Origin of the sequence: Streptomyces sp. NBC_01384, from assembly GCF_045040035.1 — a bacterium.
GTDB lineage: Bacteria > Actinomycetota > Actinomycetes > Streptomycetales > Streptomycetaceae > Streptomyces.
Genome location: NZ_CP109559.1, coordinates 5,441,202 through 5,457,916, shown reverse-complemented (window position 1 = coordinate 5,457,916; position 16,715 = coordinate 5,441,202). Strand labels below are relative to the sequence as shown.

General features: G+C 70.2%; 16 protein-coding genes. 8 read left to right on the top strand and 8 right to left on the bottom strand.

Translation table 11 applies throughout. From position 1 onward, the window contains the following. Positions 1-7: 7 nt before the first annotated feature. The 5 genes from OG747_RS25220 to OG747_RS25200 form a co-directional block, all read right to left on the bottom strand. Positions 8-1,738, bottom strand: a complete 1,731-nt coding sequence (locus OG747_RS25220) for an amidohydrolase family protein (protein WP_405881626.1) — start codon at positions 1,736-1,738, stop codon at positions 8-10. A gap of 13 nt (positions 1,739-1,751) precedes the next feature. Beyond that, the gene (locus tag OG747_RS25215; protein WP_405881625.1) at positions 1,752-2,870 is read right to left on the bottom strand and encodes an LLM class flavin-dependent oxidoreductase; all 1,119 of its coding nucleotides are present in this window, start codon (positions 2,868-2,870) and stop codon (positions 1,752-1,754) included. Between the two features lie 112 nt (positions 2,871-2,982). After that, the gene (locus OG747_RS25210) at positions 2,983-3,759 is read right to left on the bottom strand and encodes an SDR family NAD(P)-dependent oxidoreductase (protein ID WP_405881624.1); all 777 of its coding nucleotides are present in this window, start codon (positions 3,757-3,759) and stop codon (positions 2,983-2,985) included. A gap of 35 nt (positions 3,760-3,794) precedes the next feature. Further along, positions 3,795-4,700 (bottom strand): TIGR03619 family F420-dependent LLM class oxidoreductase, encoded by a 906-nt coding sequence (locus OG747_RS25205; protein WP_405881623.1) that lies wholly within the window; start codon positions 4,698-4,700, stop codon positions 3,795-3,797. A gap of 26 nt (positions 4,701-4,726) precedes the next feature. Further along, positions 4,727-6,019, bottom strand: coding sequence for an amidohydrolase family protein (locus OG747_RS25200; RefSeq protein WP_405881622.1), 1,293 nt, complete (start codon positions 6,017-6,019; stop codon positions 4,727-4,729). Positions 6,020-6,253: 234 nt separating this feature from the next. Here OG747_RS25200 and OG747_RS25195 point away from each other — a divergent pair, with 234 nt between their 5' ends. From OG747_RS25195 to OG747_RS25180, 4 genes are all read left to right on the top strand, one after another. Further along, complete coding sequence (locus tag OG747_RS25195) at positions 6,254-9,214, top strand: AfsR/SARP family transcriptional regulator (protein ID WP_405881621.1); 2,961 nt, start codon at positions 6,254-6,256, stop codon at positions 9,212-9,214. Between the two features lie 192 nt (positions 9,215-9,406). Next, a complete protein-coding gene (locus OG747_RS25190) occupies positions 9,407-9,586 on the top strand; it encodes a hypothetical protein (RefSeq protein WP_405881619.1) in 180 nt (59 codons plus the stop codon). A gap of 244 nt (positions 9,587-9,830) precedes the next feature. After that, a complete protein-coding gene (locus tag OG747_RS25185) occupies positions 9,831-10,373 on the top strand; it encodes an MOSC domain-containing protein (RefSeq protein ID WP_405881618.1) in 543 nt (180 codons plus the stop codon). A gap of 55 nt (positions 10,374-10,428) precedes the next feature. Then, positions 10,429-10,827: a transposase family protein gene (locus tag OG747_RS25180; protein ID WP_405881617.1), complete on the top strand. Its 399-nt coding sequence runs from the start codon at positions 10,429-10,431 to the stop codon at positions 10,825-10,827. A gap of 113 nt (positions 10,828-10,940) precedes the next feature. On the opposite strand, the gene OG747_RS25175 is transcribed toward OG747_RS25180, so the two are convergent. Then, positions 10,941-11,315: an ATP-binding protein gene (locus OG747_RS25175; protein ID WP_405881616.1), complete on the bottom strand. Its 375-nt coding sequence runs from the start codon at positions 11,313-11,315 to the stop codon at positions 10,941-10,943. Then, a complete protein-coding gene (locus OG747_RS25170; protein WP_405881615.1) occupies positions 11,312-11,536 on the bottom strand; it encodes a hypothetical protein in 225 nt (74 codons plus the stop codon). Before OG747_RS25170 ends, OG747_RS25175 begins: the two co-directional genes overlap by 4 nt. Before the next feature lie 122 nt (positions 11,537-11,658). On the opposite strand from OG747_RS25170, the gene OG747_RS25165 reads away from it, so the two are divergent. The 3 genes from OG747_RS25165 to OG747_RS25155 all read left to right on the top strand — a co-directional run bounded on the left by OG747_RS25165 (position 11,659) and on the right by OG747_RS25155 (position 13,828). Continuing rightward, on the top strand, positions 11,659-12,510 hold the full coding sequence (locus tag OG747_RS25165; protein WP_405881614.1) for a helix-turn-helix domain-containing protein: 852 nt from the start codon (positions 11,659-11,661) through the stop codon (positions 12,508-12,510). Next, positions 12,491-12,691 carry a DUF397 domain-containing protein gene (locus OG747_RS25160; RefSeq protein WP_405881613.1) on the top strand — a complete coding sequence of 67 codons (201 nt, stop codon included), beginning with the start codon at positions 12,491-12,493 and terminating at the stop codon, positions 12,689-12,691. Before OG747_RS25165 ends, OG747_RS25160 begins: the two co-directional genes overlap by 20 nt. 270 nt (positions 12,692-12,961) lie before the next feature. After that, positions 12,962-13,828 (top strand): hypothetical protein, encoded by an 867-nt coding sequence (locus OG747_RS25155; protein ID WP_405881612.1) that lies wholly within the window; start codon positions 12,962-12,964, stop codon positions 13,826-13,828. Between the two features lie 2 nt (positions 13,829-13,830). On the opposite strand, the gene OG747_RS25150 is transcribed toward OG747_RS25155, so the two are convergent. Then, on the bottom strand, positions 13,831-15,423 hold the full coding sequence (locus OG747_RS25150; RefSeq protein WP_405881611.1) for a FadD3 family acyl-CoA ligase: 1,593 nt from the start codon (positions 15,421-15,423) through the stop codon (positions 13,831-13,833). 137 nt (positions 15,424-15,560) lie between these two features. Here OG747_RS25150 and OG747_RS25145 point away from each other — a divergent pair, with 137 nt between their 5' ends. Further along, positions 15,561-16,715, top strand: a complete 1,155-nt coding sequence (locus tag OG747_RS25145; protein WP_405881610.1) for a lipid-transfer protein — start codon at positions 15,561-15,563, stop codon at positions 16,713-16,715.

Here is a 16,715-nt window from a genome sequence, read left to right as displayed (position 1 = left end):
CTGTCCCTCACCGGGTGCTCACCGTCCTGGTGTCCCGCCCGGAGCGGAGCACCCTCCCGGGGACCGCGCCGGTCACCACGTCTCCCCGGATCGACTCGACCCCGTTGACCCAGACCGCCGTGACACCGATCGCCTTGGAGTCGAGCCGCGGGCTTTCTCCCGGCAGGTCGTGCACCAGGGTGGCCTTGCCGGCGTCGATCCGCTCCGGGTCGAACAGCACGAGGTCCGCATGGAAGCCCTCCGCGATCCGCCCGCGTTCCCTCAGTCCGAAGAGCCGCGCCGGGTCGTCCGTGAGCATCTTCACGGCCCCCTCCAGCGTCGTCAGTTTCCGTCCGCGCAGACAGTCCCCGAGGAACCGGGTCGTGTACGGGGCCCCGCACATGCGGTCCAGATGGGCGCCCGCGTCCGAGCCGCCGAGCATGACGTCCGGGTGCTGCCAGGTCTCGGCGCGCAGCGACCAGGAGTCGGGGTCGTTGTCGGTGGGCATGGGCCACAGCACCGTCCGCAGGTCGTCGTGCGCGCAGATCTCGACGAGACACTCGAACGGCTCCTGGCGGCGCCTGGCCGCGATGTCCTTCACGACCTGCCCGGTGAGGCCCTCGTTCGCCGGGCTGTAGGTGTCCCCGATGACGTACCGCCCGAAGTCGGCGAGGCGGCGGAAGACGCCCGCCTCCTTGCTGTTCGCCTGCCGCAGCATCTCGGCCCGTACGGAAGGGTCGCGGAGTCGCGCGATCCGCTCCGGTACGGGCAGCGCGAGAATCGGCCCCCAGCCGGGGATCAGGTTCAGCGCGCAGAAGGTGCCCAGCGACATGTTCATGGGGGTGAGGATCGGCATGGTGAGGGCCACCACCCGGCCGCCCGCCTTCCGCGCCCGTTCGCTTGCGGTCAGCTGGCGTGGTACGCGCTCGGGGACGGCGGCGTCGATGGTCAGCACGTTCCAGTTGAGCGGGCGGCCCGCCGCCGCGCTCATCTCGACGAAGAGGTCGATCTCGTCGTCGCTGAACTGGTCGAGGCAGCCGGCGACGATCGCCTCGATCTGGGTGCCCTCGTGCTCGCCGACGGCCCGCGAGAGCGCCAGCAGTTCGGCGGGCCGGGCATGCCGGGAGGCGACCGGGCGGCCGTCGCCGTCGGAGTGGGTGGAGGACTGGGTGGTGGACAGGCCCCAGGCGCCGGCGTCCATGGCCTCGTGGAAGAGGGCGAGCATCCGCTCCAGCTGCTCCCCGGTCGGCTGCCCGCCCACCGCGTCCGCGCCCATCACATACCGCCGCAGCGCGCAGTGCCCCACCATGAAGCCCGCGTTGACGGCGATCCGCCCCTCCAGGGCGTCGAGATAGTCGCCGAAGGTGTGCCAGCTCCAGGGCGCCCCCTCCTCCAGGGCGACCAGCGACATCCCCTCGACCTTGGACATCATGCGGCGGGTGTAGTCGGCGTCCTCGGGCCTTGCCGGGTTCAGCGGGGCGAGGGTGAAGCCGCAGTTGCCGCCCGCGACCGTCGTCACGCCGTGGTTCAGGGACGGGGTCGCATAGGGGTCCCAGAAGAGCTGGGCGTCGTAGTGGGTGTGCGGGTCGACGAAACCGGGGGCGAGGACGAGACCGGAGGCGTCCTCGCTCGTACGGGACGCCTCCGTGACCGTGCCGATCGCGGCGATACGGCCGCCGCGGATGCCGACGTCCGCCGTGTACCCGGGCGCGCCCGTGCCGTCCACGACGGTCGCGCCCTTGATGACGTGGTCGAGCATGGCCGCACCCTCCTCAGGCAGCTTGGCGGAAACGGGTCGTCCGGTGCACCGGGTCCGTGTCGATCTTCGGGATCACGTGCTCGCCGATCAGCCGGATCGTCTGCAGGGTCTCCTCCTTCGGGACCCCGACCGGCAGACCGAAGGAGAGCTGGTCGGCGCCCGCCTGCTCCCACCGTTTGCACTGGGTGAGCACCTCGTCCGGGTCGCCGCAGATCAACAGCTCCTCCTCGATGAGGAGTTCGACGAACTCCGCGGTGTACTCGGGGAGCGTCTCGGGCCAGACGGGGAAGCCCTCGGGGCGCGGGAAGGTGTCGTGGTAGCGGAAGACGAGGGAGGGGAGGTAGTGCAGCCCGCCGCCCACGGCTGTCCGGATGGCCTCGTCGTGCGTCGGGGCGCAGATCGCGGTGGTCGTCACCATCACGTTGTCGTTGACAAAGGCCCCGATCGGCTCGGCGTCCACGATGGCGGTCTTGTACTGCTGGAGCACCCACTCCATGTCGGAGACCTTCTGCACGCTGAACCCGAGCACGCCGAGGCCCTTGCGGGCGGCCATGGCGTACGAGGGCGGCGACCCGGCGGCGTACCACATCGCGGGGTGCGCCTTCCCGTACGGCTTGGGGAGCACCTTGCGGGGCGGGAGCTGCCAGTGCTTGCCCTGGAACCCGACGTACTCCTCCTGGAGCCACATCTTCGGGAACTCGGCGATGGTCTCTTCCCAGATCTCCTTGGTGTAGTTCATGTCGGTGATGCCGGGGAGGAAGCCGAGGATCTCGTGGCTCCCCGCGCCCCGTCCGCTGCCGAACTCGAAGCGGTTCCCGCTGAGGTGGTCGAGCATGGCGACCTTCTCGGCGACCTTCACGGGGTGGTTGACCTGGGCGAGCGGGTTGAAGATGCCCGAGCCGAGGTGGATGCGGTCCGTGGCGTGGGCGAGATAGCCGAGGTAGACGTCGTTCGCCGAGAGGTGCGAGTACTCCTCCAGGAAGTGGTGCTCGGACGCCCAGGCGTACTTGAAGCCGGACTTGTCCGCCTGGATGACGTACTCGGTCTCCTCCATCAGCGCCTTGTGCTCCGCGAGCGGGTCGGTCTCGGCGCGCTTGCCCACGTATCCCTGTACAAAGAGCCCGAATTCCAAGGAGGTTCACCGTCCCCAGTCTGTTTCCGAACACTGTTTCTGACGTCCCGTCAGATTGGCTTGCCGCCGACTGTTGCACCACGGGTCCGCACCGTCAATAGCTGACTGTCCGTCAGATAACGCTGACCCCCGCCAGCCATCCCCCGTCGATCACGAACGGCTGCCCGGTGATGTACGAGGAGTCCTCGGAGGTCAGGAAGAGGGCGAGCCGGGCGACCTCCTCGGGCCTGCCCACCCGCCCGAGCGGCACGAGCTTGCTGTACAGCTCGTCCAGGGCCTTGGTCATCTCCTCGGGATCGGCCGCCGGGTCCAGCTGGGCCGGGTTGGACATGGGGGTGTCCACGGCCCCGGGGCAGATGGCGTTGACCCGTATCCGCTGGTGCGCCAGTTCCAGGGCGGCGACCCGGGTGAGACCGAGGACGGCGTGTTTGGTCGCCGTGTATGTGCCCACGGCCGCCATCCCGGTCATCGCGGTGTACGAGGCGGTGTTGACGATCGTGCCCCCGCCGGCCGCCGCGATCTCTCCCGCGACCGTCTTGATACCGAGGAAGCAGCCGACCTGATTGACCTGCACGACCTGCAGGAACTCGTCCAACGGGGTGTCGACGAGGGAGTTGAAGCGCAGGATGCCCGCGTTGTTGACCAGCCCGTCGATCCGCCCGTACGCGTCCTTCACGGCGGCCACGGCGGCCCCCCAGTCGGCCTCCTGCCCCACGTCCAGGTGGACGTAGAGCGCGTCCAGCTCCTTGGCCACGTCCTCGCCCCGGTCGTCCAGCACGTCCGCGAGGACGACCCTGGCGCCCTCCGCCGCGAACAGCCGCGCCTCCTGCTCACCCTGCCCGCGCGCCGCCCCGGTGACGATGACGACGCGTCCGTCCAGCTTGCCCATGCCGTATCTCCCTGAGTCCCTGAGTCCCTGAGTCCCTAGTTGAGGTGGGGCGCGACTTCGGCGCCGAACGCCGTGATCTGGTCGAGGAGTTCACTCAGCCCCCGCGCCCGGAACCGCACCTGGATCTGGTGCACCCCCATCGCCCGGTACGCCCGCAGCGACTCGGCGACGGCCTCCGGGGCCCCGGTCACGGTCCGCCGCCCGACATGCCAGCCAGGCGTGCCGACGTACAGCGGCTCGGTGATCGCCCCGACGACGAGCGGTGCGCAGATCCCCGCCTCCTCCCTGATCCGGTGCAGCGTGGCGATCTGCTCCGGCAGCCGCTCCCGCGGATCGCCCTGCGGCAGCCAGCCGTCGCCTCGCAGCGCGGCCCGGCGCACGGCGGCGGGCGAGGAGCCGCCGACCCAGACGGGCACGCGCTCCTGCGTGGGCCGGGGCCGCTGTCCGAGCCCTTCGAAGTCGTACAGCTTCCCGTGATGGACGGGGAATTCGTCCGCCCCGAGGGCGGCTCGCAGCGCGTCGACGGACTCGTCGAGCACCGCTCCGCGCCGCGCGAAGTCCGCCCCCACCGCAGCGAACTCCTCCGCCACGTGCCCGGCGCCGACCCCGAGGATCAGCCGCCCGCCGCAGAGGTGGTCGAGGGTCGCGTACTGCTTGGCCGTGACGAGCGGATGCCGCAGCCCCACGATGGCGACATGGCTGAGCAGCCGTACGCGCTCGGTCACACCCGCCAGGTAGGCGAGGGTGGCGACGGGGTCGTACCAGACCGTGCTCATGGCGCCCGCGAGGCGACGTGGGATGGCGACGTGGTCGCAGCTCGCCACGTACGCGAACCCGGAGCGGTCGGCGGCGCGGGCGATCGCGACGAGGTCGGCGGGTCCGGCGTCCGCTTCCCAGGGCTCGGCGTAGAGGGTGCTCTGGGACTGTACGGGCAGCTGCATCCCGTAGAGCAGAGGCGACGACGGGCTCAACGGGGACCACCCTGCCCGGCCCACAGCCCGTCCTGTGTGAGCCCCAGCAGCTCAATGGCGTTTCCTCGGACGATCCGCTCCACCACCTCCCCGTCCAGGTGCCCCATCTGGGCCTCGCCCACCTCGCGGGACTTGGGCCAGGTGGAGTCGGAGTGCGGGTAGTCGGTCTCGTACAGGACGTTCCCGACCCCGATGGCGTCGAGGTTGCGCAGTCCGAAAGCGTCGTCGAAGAAGCAGCCGTAGACATGGTCGGCGAAGAGCTCGGACGGCGGGCGGTGGACCTTGTCGGCGACGCCGCCCCAGCCGCGGTTCTCCTCCCAGACCACGTCGGCGCGCTCCAGGATGTAGGGAATCCAGCCGATCTGGCCCTCCGCGTACATCACCTTCAAGCGCGGGAAGCGTTCGAACTTGCCGCTCATCAGCCAGTCGACCATCGAGAAGCAGCAGTTGGCGAAGGTGATGGTGGAGCCGACGGCGGGGGGTGCGTCGGCCGAGGTCGACGGCATTTTGCTGCTGGAGCCGATGTGCATGGCGATGACCGTGCCGGTCTCGTCGCAGGCGGCGAGGAAGGGGTCCCAGGCGTCGGTGTGGACGGAGGGCAGCCCGAGGTGGGGCGGGATCTCGGAGAAGGCGACCGCGCGTACGCCGCGGGCGGCATTGCGGCGTACTTCTTCCGCCGCGAGTTCGGGGTCCCAGAGGGGGATCAGGGTGAGCGGAATGAGCCGGCCGTGGGCCGCCGGGCCGCACCACTCCTCCACCATCCAGTCGTTGTAGGCCCGCACCGCGAGAAGGCCCAGCTCACGGTCCTTGGCCTCGGTGAACGTCTGGCCGCAGAAGCGCGGGAAGGTGGGGAAGCAGAGGGCGGACCGGACGTGGTTGACGTCCATGTCGGCGAGGCGCTGGGGGACGTCGTACGAGCCGGGTCGCATCTGCTCGTACGTGATGATCTCCAGCCGTATCTCGTCCCTGTCGTATCCGACGGCGGTGTCGAGGCGGGTGAGGGGCCGGTGCAGATCTTCGTAGACCCACCAGTCGCCGATCGGGCCGTCGTCGCCGGGCCTGCCCATCACCGGGGCGAACCTGCCGCCGAGGAAGGTCATTTCCTTCAGTGGCGCGCGGACTATGCGGGGCCCGGTGTCCTGGTACTTCGCCGGGAGGCGGTCGCGCCAGACGCCGGGCGGCTCCACGGTGTGGTCGTCCACGGAGATGATCTCCGGGAACGGGGTCGTGGACGCCTGGCCGTCCTCAGTGGTCCTCGTGGTCTCCGTAGTGGTCCTCGTGGTCTCCATACGGGCCACGGTAGCGCCGATCTGACGACCCGTCAGCTACCCCGCCAGCTATCCTGTACGCCACTGGAATGGGCGCCTCTGTGCGGACATGTGCGGAGAGATTGTGAGCGCCCTGTGATTTCCCGTGTCCGTCCGGTGTACGCGCCTGTGATCGCCGTCTCGCACGGCTGACGCATCCGCCATGAACAAGGCAAACTGGCCTCGGTGTACTGACGGTTCGGCAGGGGGACAGCGATGGACGGTGTACCGCGAGTGCCGGAGCAGCGACGTGCCGAGGAATCGGCGGCGTTGCGCTTCAGCGTGCTCGGCCCGGTGCGCGCCTGGCGCGGCGAGGATTCCTTGCCCACGGGGTCCCCGCAGCAACGCGCCCTGCTGGCCGCGCTGTTGCTGCGGGAGGGCCGGACCGCCACGGCCGGCGAGCTGATCGACGCCCTGTGGGGCGAGGAGCCGCCCTCCCAGGCGCTGGCCGCCGTCCGCACGTACGCCTCCCGGCTTCGCAAGGCCCTGGACCCCGGCGTCCTGATCAGCGAGTCCGGTGGCTACGCGATCCGGCTGTCCGGGAGCGAGAGCACCCTCGACCTCGCCCAGGCCCAGGAGACCGCCGCCGACGCCGAGAAGGCGAAGCACTCCGGGGATCTGCACACCGCCCGCGATCTGCTGAACCAGGCGCTGGGCCGGTGGGACGGGGAGCCGCTGGCGAGCGTGCCGGGTCCGTACGCGGAAACGCAGCGCGCCCGCCTGGAGGAATGGCGCCTGCAACTGCTCGAATCCCGCCTCGACATGGACCTGGAACAGGGCTGTCACGCGGAGGCGGTCTCCGAGCTCACCGCCCTGACCGCGGCGCACCCCCTCCGGGAGCGGCTGCGCGAGCTGCTGATGCTGGCGCTCTACCGCAGCGGGCGGCAGGCCGAGGCCCTCGCCGTGTACGCCGACACGCGCCGCCTGCTCGCCGACGAGCTCGGTGTGGACCCGCGGGCAGGCCTGAAGGAACTCCAGCAGCGCATCCTCAAGGCCGACCCGGGCCTGGCCGAACCGTCGGCCCCGGTCGCCGAGCCCGCCGCGGCACCGGTCCGCCCGGCCCAACTCCCGGCCACGGTCACGGACTTCACCGGCCGCGCGTCCTTCGTACGGGAACTGAGTGACGTACTGGCCGCCGCCTCCTCCGACGCGGGCGAGGGCCGGGTGATGGCCGTCTCGGCGCTCGCGGGCATCGGCGGCGTGGGCAAGACGACCCTCGCCGTGCACGTGGCACACCAGGCGCGCTCGGCGTTCCCCGACGGTCAGCTGTACGTCGACCTCCAGGGCGCCGGCCAGCGGGCGGCGGAACCGGAGACGGTCCTCGGCGCGTTCCTGCGCGCCCTGGGCACGGCGGACTCGTCCATCCCCGACTCCCTGGAGGAACGCTCGGCGCTCTACCGCTCGGTCCTCGACGGCCGCCGCGTCCTCGTCCTCCTCGACAACGCCCGCGACGCCGCCCAGGTCCGCCCCCTCCTCCCCGGCACGGAGGGCTGCGCGGCCCTCGTCACGTCGCGGGTACGGATGGTGGACCTGGCGGGCGCCCATCTGGTCGACCTGGACGTGATGTCCCCGGAAGAGGCCCTCCAGCTCTTCACGAAGATCGTGGGCGAGGAGCGGGTCGCGTCCGAGCGCGAGGCGGCCCTCGACGTCGTCGCGGCCTGCGGCTTCCTCCCCCTCGCCATCCGTATCGCGGCCTCCCGGCTGGCCGCCCGCCGCACCTGGACCGTCTCGGTCCTGGCGGCGAAGCTCGGCGACGAGCGCCGCCGCCTGGACGAGCTCCAGGCCGGCGACCTCGCGGTCAAGGCCACCTTCGAACTCGGCTACGGCCAGCTGGAGCCGGCCCAGGCCCGCGCCTTCCGCCTGCTGGGCCTGGCCGACGGCCCCGACATCTCCCTGGCCGCCGCGGCAGCCGTCCTCGACCTCCCGATCGACGACACCGAAGACCTCCTGGAATCCCTCGTCGACACGTCGTTGCTGGAGTCCGCCGCCCCGGGCCGCTACCGCTACCACGACCTCGTACGCCTCTACGCGCGTGCCTGCGCGGAGCGCGACGAACAGCCACCGAGCGAGCGGGACGCGGCGATGTCGCGGTTGCTGGACTTCTACCTGGCGACGGCGGCGGGGGTGTACGCGCTCGAACGCCCCGGGGACCGGCTGGTGGATCACCTGGAGATCACCCGGCATCCGGGACTGGTCTTCGACGACCGGCACCAGGCCCAGGACTGGTTGTTCGCCGAGGCGCACACCCTCCTGGCGTTCGTCCGGCAGTGCGCGAGGAGTTCCACTCTGCGGCGTGCGGTGGACCTCCTCTGGGCGGCGAAGGACCTTGCCGAGTCGGGCGCCAACTCCAAGCAGTACGAAGACGCCGCGGTGGTCCTGCGCGACGCGGCCGAGCAGTCGGACGATCCACAGGCCCTGAGCCGTGCGCTCACGGCACTGACCAACGTCCATCTCGTGGCCGGGCGCTTCGACCAGGCGGGCGAGCAGGCCCGTCGGGCCATGGAACTGGCGGAGATCGCGAACGACCTGGCACCCAGGTGCTGGGCCGCGAACGACGGAGGCATCATCGCGCTCTATCAGGGCCGCCATGCCGACGGCGAGGCATATCTGCAACAGGCCATCGAGATCTTCCGTCTGGACGAGAACCTCGCCGGCGAAGCGAGCGCCCTGTGCAACCTCTCGCGCATCCATCTGGCCATGGGCCGCGTCATCAGCGCGGTGGAACTCGCGCAGCAGGGCATCGTCATCTACGACCGGTTGGGGCACACTCTGCGCGGCGCCAACGGCCGCTACGCGCTGGGACTCGCGCTCACCGGGCAGAAGCGCCTCGATGCCGCCGTCGACCGGTTGACCGAAGCACTGGAGGTCTTCCGTGACAGCAGACAGCGGCTGTGGGAGGGGATGACCCTCTTCAGGCTCTCGGAGGCGCACCTCGCGGGGCACAAGCCGGCAGGCGCCGCGGCCCTGGCCGAGCAGGCTCTCGCCGTCCTGCGGGGAATCGGCGGCGAATGGCGGCGCGGCAACGTACTGACCGTTCTGGGCCGTGCGCTCAGTGCCCTGAGCCAGTCCGGCCGGGCACAGGCCTGCTGGGAGGAAGCCCTGGTCATCTTCGATCAGTTGGGCTCTCCGGAGGCCGCTGAAGTACGGCTCCTGCTCAGCCCCGCGGCTGCCGCATAGGCCCGAGCCCCACGTTCATCGTTCGTTTATCGCTCCAGGGCACTCTCGAGTTGTCGATCCGTCGCGTCGGGGGGCAGACGGGTCAGCGGTGATCAACACCGCTAGGGTGAACGACCCTGATATGCCCGTCCGGCGGTCCTCGGGGGAGTTGCCGGGCGGGCATCGCCCATCACTGAACGGGAGTTGCATGTCATGAGCGAAGTCAACAAGGACTCCGTGGTCAAGCCGCTCGACAACCACGCCACGGATGTCGAGGACATTGTCACGCTCGACAACCACGCGACCGACGAGGAAATCACCACCCTCGACAACCACGCGACGGGCGTCACGGTGTCCCCGCTCGACAACCACGCGACGGACGAGAAGGCCTGAACAGACCTACTCACACGGGGTACGGCCGCGGCGGCGCGGAGGGGGAGCCGTCGCGGCCGTGGTGTGTCCGGGCATGGTTCAGGTCAGGGCGTCCGGGCGGGGGCGCAAGGCAGGCCCGCGCGCAACGGGACGCCGGCCAATCCGGGGTGCGCCTACCACCCGCGATTGACTGTGGCTGCTGCGCTTTGAGGTCCGAGGATTAGGGTCGTGGCTGATCATTGTCACTGAGGAGGGGGCTCCGAGGATGAGCGGGATAGTGACGGCAGTCAGTAGCAACGGCGAGTACTCATTCACCAAGCCGAACCGGGACAGCGTCACGCTGCTCGCCGGGCTCGGTGTGGAGGGTGACGTACATGCCGGCGTGACGGTCAAGCACCGCTCACGCGTCGCGCAGGACCCCACCCAGCCGAACCTGCGCCAGGTCCACCTCATCCATGGAGAGCTCTTCGCCGAGGTCGGTGCAGAGGGATTCAAGGTGGTGCCCGGTGACCTCGGCGAGAACATCACCACCCGTGGCATCGATCTGCTCGGCCTGCCGGTCGGCACGCTGCTGCGCATCGGCGACGATGCAGTGCTGGAGGTGACCGGCCTGCGCAATCCCTGCCTGCAGATCGACAACTTCCGGGACGGGCTGCTGAAGCAGGTTGTTGGCCGCGATGAGGCCGGGAACATCGTACGCAAGGCCGGAATCATGAGCATTGTAAAGAAGGGCGGCGCGGTGCGCTCGGGCGACACGATCAAAGCGGAGCCTCCCAGCGGGCCGCACCGGCCCCTGGAGCGGGTCTGACGTCTCTCCCTTGGGCGGGCCGTGACACTGCATCGGCCGCGCGGGTTCTTGTGCTGTGAACATCAAGCAGGCCCGCGCGGCCATGTCGCATCCTGCCTTCTGCGGCCTCTCGCGTCAGCATCTCGGCGAGTTGATCGAAGAACTCGCGCCACGCTGGGAGGCGCGTTGTGAGTCCGTTCGGCGCGAACGGCGCCGGAGCGCTCGCCGACGGCAGGCCGGGACCGGGCCGAAGTACGAACTGGTCTTCACCGACCGTGTCTTTGTGACCTCTGTCCACCCGCGAACCGGCCTGTCTCACGAGGCACTGGCTGTGATCTACGAGGTGGGCTCCTCCGCCATCGGCCGCGCGATCAGCGAGATCTGCCCGTTGCTGGCCGAGCGCGGCTTCGCGGGCGTACGGGCTACGTGGGAGTGGTGGGCGCGGGGGCAAGGACACATCCGGCTGCCACGCTGAGCCCCGCCAGAGCCCCACCCCCTCCGCAGGCATGGGACGCCGCCTTCCGGACCGCCGCCTTCCGGTGGCAGGAACAAACAGTGCGACGAGGCGCGACAGGAGAAGCAGGAGCACTACGCCTCCCCCAGTTCACACCACACCGTCTTACCCGCCGCCCCCTGTTCCACGCCCCAGTGCAGAGCTAATGCGTCGAGCAGTGCCAGGCCGCGCCCGGACTCGTCGCCGCCCGTGGCACGCAGAAGGACGGGAAGAGCGCGTGGGTCGGGGTCAGCGACCTCGACGCGGGTACGACCGTCCGCGCGAGCCACCCGTACGCGCACGGGGGTGCCCTCGCCCAGGTGCCGGATGACATTGCCGACCAGCTCCGTCACGCACAGCTGAGCGTCGGAGCAGGGAACGTCCAGGTACGTGCGTACGGCGCGGCGCAGGCCGGGGACGGACTCGGGAAGGGCGAGCAGGTGGAGCTCAAGCTGCTGCGATGCGTTCACTGTTCGGCCGCCTTCCGAAGCGCGACGGTGAGCTTGCGCGCGGTGGCGGTGTTGCAGTTGCCGAGTGCGACCAGCCCCGCCGGAGGCGCATACGCACCCGCGAAACTCGGCAGGTCCGCGTGCAGGGAGGGGAGTGCGATGCCGTGGGCGGCAAGCGCGGCGCGGAGATCGTCCACGCTGCGGTCCACGTCGTCGGCGGTGGGGGGTTGGGGGTCTCGCATGGGTACGCCTTCCTCTGCACATGCACGTTCCGTGCTGAACCAGTCACACAGTGGCGTGAAGCGGCGTACCGTAAAAGAGGTTTGAGTTGCGCACGGTAACTGGCAAACGGCGGTGATGAGTTGTGCCCTCCCGTAAGGACCCCGACGCGTCGGCGAACGTCCCCTCCTTCTACGGCGCCGAGCTGCGCTTCAAGAGGGAGCTGGCGGGCCTCACGCTCGAACAGTTGGCGGAGGGGAGCTTCCGTGGGGTCCCGTTCCTGAGCCAGATCGAGCGGGGTGAACGCCGTATGCCGCTGGATCTGGCCCGGCACGTCGACATGAAACTCGGCACGGACGGCTTTTTCGAGCGCCGTTGTGAAGATGCACGCAGGGCAAAGCAGTCGGGGCACGCGGAGTACTTCGCGGACGTGGCGGAGATGGAGCGGCATGCGGAGACGATCGAGGACTGGGCGCCGTCACTGATCCCGGGGCTGCTGCAGACCGAGGCGTATGCCACCAAGGTCGTACAGACCTCGCTGCCATGGCTGCCGCCCGAGACCGTCGAGAGGCAGGTCCGCGCCCGTATGGAGCGCGCGAAGCTCTGGGAGCGTGAGGACCGCCCGGCGTTCTGGGCGGTCCTGCACGAGGCGCTGATCCGCAATCCGCTGCTGGAACCCGAGGAGATGGCGATCCAGCTGGAGCACATCGCGCACGTGATCCGCTCCACGCAGGGCGTTTTACAGATCCTTCCGGAAACGGCGGCCGCCCACCCGTTCATGATGGGCATGGTCAGGGCCATGACCTTCCCGGACGCGCCACCCGTGGTGTATACGGAGGGCCTCCACAGCGGCCAACTCATCGACTTTCCGGCCCTCGTGAAGGACTACCGGAGGTCGTACGATCTGCTCAGGGCAGCGGCGCTTCCGCCGGACGAGTCCCTGACCCTGATCGGGCGAGCAGCGGAGGACTACCGAAATGGCACGCACAGAAGCTGACTTGAACTCCGCGCTCTGGCGTAAGAGCAGCTACAGCAACGGCAGCGGCGGCGAGTGCGTCGAGGTCGCCGTCGGCCTCCCCGGCGTTATCCCCGTCCGGGACTCAAAGCTCCAGCACGGCCCCGTACTCCTGATCACCCCCACCGCCTGGTCCACCTTCATCGCAACCCTCCCCCGCTAACTCCGGACCCCATGGGCAATTGGCAGATTTGGGCCACCCCTGCCGCCCGCTGACCGTGCAATCACCCCGCGGTAGCAGCCCGTCGTTGGCCCATTTCTGCCAATCCCCCACCTCGCCGACCGCGCCCGCCCCGGTTGTCCACAGGGGGAAGCGGGTGGGGCGTAACTCCGGGATCCTCGGGGTGTGGAGCTGAGGGGGCTGGTCGAAGGGGGTGTGTTGCTCACCTCGCGTGCTCGGGAGGCCGGGTGGGCGCGGAGGTCGCTTCTTCGGGTGCTCGGGAGAGAGGGGTGGACCCAGGTTCAGGCCGGGGCCTGGATCGAGCCGGGCCGGGATGCGGACTTCGCCACCCGGCTGCGGGCCGTGCAGCTCCTCAAGCCGCGGCTCGTCGTGAGTCACCGTTCGGCGACCGCGCTCTGGCTGATCGAGACGCTCACCCCGAGGGGCGAAGGGACCCTGGAGTTCATCGATCCCGACCTCACTCTCCGCAGCGGTGGGAAGGGCGTGCTCGTACACCGCATGCCTCTCGACGAGGGGCACGTGGTCCGGCGTGAGGGCCTGCGTGTCACGAGCGCCGACCGTACACTCGCCGACCTCCTCCGGGCCGGCCCCCGCGACGAGGCTCTCGTCGCCGTCGAATCGGCCCTGACCTGGCGGAGGGTCGGAGGCGTCCGCCGCACGCCCGTCACGACCGCCGCCCTGGTCTCCCTCGCGCTCGAAGCGCCCATGCGCGGAGCGGAAGGCGGCCGCCGACGGCTGAAGCTCGCCGATCCGAACTCCGGCTCCCCCGCCGAGACCGTCGCGCGCCTGCGCATGCACGACGCCGGCCTTCACCCCGAGAGCCAGGCCGAACTCCGTACGCCCGACGGCCGCCGCCGCTACCTGGACTTCCTGTTCCGAGTGGAGGGGCTGGCCGTCGAGATCGAGGGCTACGCGTACCACGGCTCACGCGAGTCGCACCGCCAGGATGTCGTCCGCTTCAACCAGGTCCTCCAGTGCCCGGAGGTGCGTCTCCTTCTCCGCTACACCGCCGCGGATGTCTTCCTCCGTCCCGCGATCGTGATCGAGGATGTCCGCGCCGCCCTCTCCCGGCTCCGCGAGCGCGAGCGCGAGCGTGACTCAGGGACCCTCGCGCCGTAGCTTCAGAAGCTCCCGCACCGCAACTCCCCCTTCACCACCTTCCCGCTCGCGTTCCGCGGTAGTTCCCGTACGAACTCCACCACTCGCGGCACCTTGTAGTTCGCCATCTCGCGCCGCGACCAGGCGATGAGGTCGTCGGAGGTGAGGACGGAACCCTCCCGCCGTACGACATACGCCTTGCCTACCTCGCCCAGTCGGCCGTCCGGTACGCCGATGACCGCCACGTCCGCGATGTCCGGGTGGAGGCCGAGGAGCTGTTCTATCTCGGCGGGGTAGGCATTGAAGCCGCCGACGATGAACATGTCCTTAATCCGGTCGGTGATGCGGAGGTTGCCTGCCGGGTCCAGGACGCCCACGTCGCCGGTGCGCAGCCAGCCGTCCGGGGTCAGGACGCGGGCGGTTTCCTCGGCGTCCTCGAAGTAGCCCCGCATCACGTTGAAGCCGCGGACCAGCACCTCGCCCGGGGTGCCCGAGGGTGCCTCGACGCGTACCTCCACACCTGGGATGGCGCGGCCCGAGGTCGACGCGATCACGGACGGCGGGTCGCCCCGGCGGCACATCGTCACGAATCCGCTGGCCTCCGAGAGCCCGTACGCCGTCAGGACCGTCTCCACGCCCAGTTCGGTGCGCAGGCGTTCCACCAGGCGGAGGGGAACCACGGCCGCTCCCGTGACCACCAGACGCAGGGTCGACAGGTCGTACGACGCCCGCGCCGGGTGGTCGAGGAGAGACTGGTGGAGGGTCGGCGGGCCCGGCAGGACCGTGACGCGCTCGGACGCGATGTTCGCCAGCACCGTGTCCACGTCGAACACCGGCTGCGGGATCATCGTCGCGCCCCGCATCAGACAGGCGAGCACCCCGGCCTTGTAGCCGAAGGTGTGGAAGAAGGGGTTCACGATCAGGTAGCAGTCCTCCCGTCGCAGACCGGCCAGCTCGGACCACACCTCGTAGGCCCGCAGACTCTGCGCGTGCGTGATCACCGCGCCTTTGGGTCGGCCCGTCGTGCCCGAGGTGAAGACGATGTCCGACGGCGCCGATCCCGGCACGGCCGCCGCCCGTTCCCGCACCTGAGCCGCCCCGACGCCCTCCCCGTCCGCAAGGAAGTCCTTCCAGGTGCGGAAGTCGGCGGGGGCGTCGTCCGCCAGTACCACCACCTGCTCGAGGTGCGGCAGTCCGGGGAGGGGGCCGTTTCCGGCACCTTCCCCCTCCCCCGCCGCCCGTCGCAGGGACGCCACGTACGACGTCCCCAGGAACGTCCCCGTCACGAACAGCAGCCTCGCCCGGCTCCGGGACAGGACGTACGCCGCCTCGGCGCCCTTGAAGCGGGTGTTCAGCGGGACGAGGACCGCACCCGCGGACACCGCGCCGAGCGCGGAGACGATCCAGTCCAGGGTGTTCGGCGCCCAGACGGCCACCCGGTCGCCCGGACGCACCCCGTTCGCGACACAGGCGGCCGCCGCGCGTTCCACTCGGGCGCCCAGCTCGGCGTAGGAGATCCGCGTACGGCCCTCGACGACCGCCTCGCGGTCCGCGAAGCGTTCCGTCGCCGAGCGGATCAGTCCCGGGATGCTGCCCCACTCCAAGTCACCGCGCACGGCGGGCCTCCCCATGACCGACGACAGCTGACTGACTACCTGACCACTACCCGACCATCCGAGTACCTGACTACCCGTCAGATTAGCTGTAGCCTGACGCACTGTCAGCCGTCTTGGCTCCACAGGGAGGTGCGCCCATGGCCGCGACCGGGATCAAAGACGCCACCGCCGTCGTCGGCATCGGTCAGACCCCCTTCGCCAGACAACTCTCCGAGTCCGAGAAGGCCTTGGCCTGCCGCGCGATCCTCGCCGCCCTCGACGACGCCGGAATCGCGCCCGCGGAGGTCGACGGGCTCGCCTCCTACACCATGGAGGAGACCGACGAGGTGGAGGTCGCGAAGGCGGTCGGTCTCGGTGACCTCACCTTCTTCAGCAAGGTGGGCTACGGGGGCGGCGGTTCCTGCGCCACCGTCGCGCATCTCGCCGCCGCCGTCGCCACCGGGCAGGCGACGGTGGGCGTGGCCTGGCGGTCACGGAAACGGGGCAGCGGGCCGAGGCCGTGGAAGAACACGACTGCCCAACTCCCCACCCCCGCCCAGTGGACCCGCCCCTTCGGGCTGCTCAGACCCGCCGACGAGATCGGCATGCTCGCGCGCCGCTACATGCACGAGTACGGCGCCACCCGCGACCACCTCTTCAACGTCGCCCTCGCCTGCCGCAACCGCGCCAACCAGAACCCGGCCGCGATGATGTACGAACGCCCGCTCACCCGCGAGATGTACATGACCTCCCGGTGGATCAGCGAGCCCCTCTGCCTTTTCGACAACTGCCTGGAGACGGACGGCGCGTTGGCGTGCGTGGTCGTGTCCGCCGAGCGTGCGCGGGACTGTCGGCGGCGGCCCGTGTACGTCCACTCCGCCGCCCAGGGCCTGCCCGCCCAGCACCACGGCATGGTCAACTACTGGACCGACGACCCCCTCACCGGCCCCGCCTGGACCGCCGCCCGGCACCTGTGGAAGCACGCCGACTTCACGCCGGACGACGTCGACGTGGCCCAGATCTACGATGCCTTCACGCCCCTCATCCCGCTCTCCCTGGAGGGGTACGGCTTCTGCGGCCGGGGCGAGGGCGCGGCCTTCACGGAGGGCGGCGCGCTGGAGAGCGGGGGCCGGCTGCCCCTCAACACCGGCGGGGGCGGGCTGAGCGAGGCGTACGTCCACGGGTTCAACCTCATCAACGAGGGCGTGAAGCAGTTGCGGGGCACGAGTACCGCCCAGGTCCCCGGGGCCGCCACCTGCCTGGTCACGGCGGGAGAGGGCGTCCCCACCTCCGCCCTCCTCCTGAGGAACTGA

Excerpts from the sequence above, each read along its gene's own strand:
- OG747_RS25220 (WP_405881626.1), bottom strand. The coding sequence starts at position 1,738 with ATGCTCGACCACGTCATCAAGGGCGCGACCGTCGTGGACGGCACGGGC.
- OG747_RS25210 (WP_405881624.1), bottom strand. The coding sequence starts at position 3,759 with ATGGGCAAGCTGGACGGACGCGTCGTCATCGTCACCGGGGCGGCGCGC.
- OG747_RS25205 (WP_405881623.1), bottom strand. The coding sequence starts at position 4,700 with ATGCAGCTGCCCGTACAGTCCCAGAGCACCCTCTACGCCGAGCCCTGG.
- OG747_RS25200 (WP_405881622.1), bottom strand. The coding sequence starts at position 6,019 with ATGGAGACCACGAGGACCACTACGGAGACCACGAGGACCACTGAGGAC.
- OG747_RS25195 (WP_405881621.1), top strand. The coding sequence starts at position 6,254 with ATGGACGGTGTACCGCGAGTGCCGGAGCAGCGACGTGCCGAGGAATCG.
- OG747_RS25190 (WP_405881619.1), top strand. The coding sequence starts at position 9,407 with ATGAGCGAAGTCAACAAGGACTCCGTGGTCAAGCCGCTCGACAACCAC.
- OG747_RS25185 (WP_405881618.1), top strand. The coding sequence starts at position 9,831 with ATGAGCGGGATAGTGACGGCAGTCAGTAGCAACGGCGAGTACTCATTC.
- OG747_RS25170 (WP_405881615.1), bottom strand. The coding sequence starts at position 11,536 with ATGCGAGACCCCCAACCCCCCACCGCCGACGACGTGGACCGCAGCGTG.
- OG747_RS25160 (WP_405881613.1), top strand. The coding sequence starts at position 12,491 with ATGGCACGCACAGAAGCTGACTTGAACTCCGCGCTCTGGCGTAAGAGC.
- OG747_RS25145 (WP_405881610.1), top strand. The coding sequence starts at position 15,561 with ATGGCCGCGACCGGGATCAAAGACGCCACCGCCGTCGTCGGCATCGGT.